This window comes from Pseudomonas sp. P7758 (assembly GCF_013386485.1).
Lineage (GTDB): Bacteria > Pseudomonadota > Gammaproteobacteria > Pseudomonadales > Pseudomonadaceae > Aquipseudomonas.
Genome location: NZ_JACARS010000228.1, coordinates 1 through 1,481, shown reverse-complemented (window position 1 = coordinate 1,481; position 1,481 = coordinate 1). Strand labels below are relative to the sequence as shown.

2 protein-coding genes are annotated in these 1,481 nt (G+C 62.5%); both read right to left on the bottom strand.

Features of this window, described 5'->3' with window-relative positions; translation table 11 throughout:
• Nucleotides 1-21: 21 nt before the first annotated feature.
• Nucleotides 22-825 (bottom strand): hypothetical protein, encoded by an 804-nt coding sequence (locus HX873_RS30925; RefSeq protein WP_003213127.1) that lies wholly within the window; start codon nucleotides 823-825, stop codon nucleotides 22-24.
• A 99-nt stretch (nucleotides 826-924) separates the two neighbouring features.
• On the bottom strand, nucleotides 925-1,481 hold a 557-nt coding region (locus HX873_RS30920), incomplete at its 5' end, for an alpha/beta fold hydrolase (RefSeq protein ID WP_177123757.1).

Here is a 1,481-nt window from a genome sequence, read left to right as displayed (position 1 = left end):
GGTTTCAATTGATAAACCGGATTACCGATGTGTCGCAATCCAGATCAACAACCCCGCCTGAAACACGGTAAACGCCACCAGGCACGTAATCGTGAAGCGCAACCCGCTGTCTTCGCGCTTGAACTTGGTGACTTTTTCCTCTTCCTTGCGCAGTTTCACTTCCTGTTCCGCCAGGTTCTGCTCGGCCTGTTGCAGCATCTGCGCCGCTTCCAGAATCTCCACGAACTGCAGCTTTTCGGTGTTCCAGCTGTCCAGCACATCGCTGACCTTGCCCGGCTGCACGTTGCCCTTCAAATGCTGGACATCGGCGTACGCCACATCAAAGCCCTGGATACGCAGGAAGTGATCCCGGCGCAGGCGCGTGGCTTCGTTGAGGGCGTCCTTGTTGGCCAGGTCGACGCCGTCGACGCGGTAGTGCGACCACTTCTTTTTCGCCCAGGCGGCGCCCTGGGCTACCAGGAAACGGCCGATGCCGCGGTTAGCCGGCTCGATCTCCAGGCTGTTGCCCGGGCCAAAGTGCACCCGATGGGTCGCGTGATCGACCCAGATATCCAAATGGTTCTGTTCCCGGCGCACCCGCTGGCCCGGCAACTGAATGACCATGCGCAGCAGGCTGTGGTCCTTGTTGTTGCGTTCGGCCCAGCCAAACTGCACAAAGCGCAGGGGCCGCACGCCCGTGGCACGGTCGGTGGCCAAAGGGGCCAGGCGCAGCATCTTGAAATGTTCGGCCTGCACCTCCGCCCACGGTAACGCGGCCGATGCGGCGGCCTCGGTGTCAGCCGTGGTGTCGGCGGTAGGTTCGGGTGTTGCTTCGGTGTTCGTCATTCGGCGCGATCCTGTCCAAGCTCTGCGGGCCGACAGGCTTTTTGCTGTCGACCCATGGCTTATCGGCCGTTTTGCTAAGGACTGGAGGGCAATACTCGCTTAACTGGCGCGAAGTCCGTCGATAAAGCGAACCAGGCGGGTGCCCAGTTCAGCCGCCAGCGGCAACTGCGGGTCGTTATAGGACTCCAGTTGCTGCTTCACGTTGTTGGGCACGATGCGCATCACGTGGTTCATGCCCTCGATCACCGTCAGCTCGGCGTCGGGCTTGGCCTTCTGCAATTGTTGCGCATCGGCCACGCCGACCTGCAGGTCATTGGTGCCCTGGACGATCAGCGCCGGCATGGTCAATTTGGCAAAGGCCGCCGAAGGGTCGGCGCGGAACAGGCTGATCAGATAGGGCTGCACGCTGGGGCGGAAAATGCCCTCAAGGGGGGTGGGCACATCGGCGTCCACCTGGCCGGCCTTGAGGTGATCGAGAATCTGGTTGCTGCGCAGTAACAGCGCTGGAGGCATATGGTCGGCCAGTTGCTGGCGGATCACCTGGTCCACCGGGCGCGCACTGCCCGACAGGGAAATCACCCCGGCCGGGTTGAGCTGCGGGGCGGCGAGGGCAGCCACCAGTGCACCTTCGCTGTGGCCCAGCACAATCAGCGGGC